The sequence below is a fragment of the Clostridioides sp. ZZV14-6009 genome (assembly GCF_020658095.1).
In the GTDB taxonomy this organism is placed as follows: domain Bacteria; phylum Bacillota; class Clostridia; order Peptostreptococcales; family Peptostreptococcaceae; genus Clostridioides.
The window spans coordinates 1-887 of the sequence record NZ_JAGWDG010000044.1; the positions used below are offsets into that span (position 1 = coordinate 1).

The 887-nt window shown below is 35.3% G+C and carries 1 protein-coding gene; it reads right to left on the reverse strand.

Translation table 11 applies throughout. The features are described from left to right. Positions 1–887, reverse strand: an 887-nt coding sequence (locus KGF36_RS19850) for an elongation factor Tu (protein WP_227850941.1), incomplete at both ends; no start/stop codon positions are given.

The window sequence follows — 887 nt, forward strand, 5'->3', positions numbered from 1 at the left end:
TCGATTATTGTAGCAACAACTCCTGAAGCTACTGTTCTTCCACCTTCTCTTATTGAGAATCTTAATCCTTCTTCTACAACTATTGAGTTTATTAAGTCTACTTCCATTGTTACGTTATCTCCAGGCATTACCATTTCTATTCCATCTGGTAACTTACAAGCTCCTGTTACATCTGTTGTTCTGAAATAGAATTGTGGTCTATATCCATCAAAGAATGGTGTATGTCTTCCACCTTCTTCTTTTTTAAGTACATATACTTCTGCAGTAAATTTTGTGTGTGCTTTTACTGATCCAGTTTTTGCTAGTACTTGTCCTCTTTCTATTTCGTTTCTTTGTACTCCTCTTAATAATGCTCCTATATTATCCCCTGCTTGTGCTTGGTCTAATAATTTTCTGAACATTTCTACTCCTGTTACTACTACTTTTCTTGGTGCTTCTGTTAATCCTACTAATTCTACTTCGTCTTGTACTTTTAATACTCCTCTTTCCACTCTTCCTGTTGCAACTGTTCCTCTTCCTGTGATTGAGAATACGTCTTCTACTGGCATTAAGAATGGTTTGTCAGTATCTCTTTCTGGTGCTGGTATATATTCATCTATTTGCTCGAATAATTCTACTATTTTATTTCCCCATTCGCTCTTTGGATCTTCTAATGCCATTAATGCTGACCCTCTTATTATTGGAGTATCATCTCCTGGGAAATCATATTCTGTTAATAAATCTCTTACTTCCATTTCTACTAGTTCTAATAACTCTTCGTCATCTACCATGTCACATTTGTTTAAGAATACTACTATATATGGTACACCAACTTGTCTTGATAATAGTATATGCTCTCTTGTTTGTGGCATTGGTCCATCTGTTGCTGAACAAACTAATATTGCTCC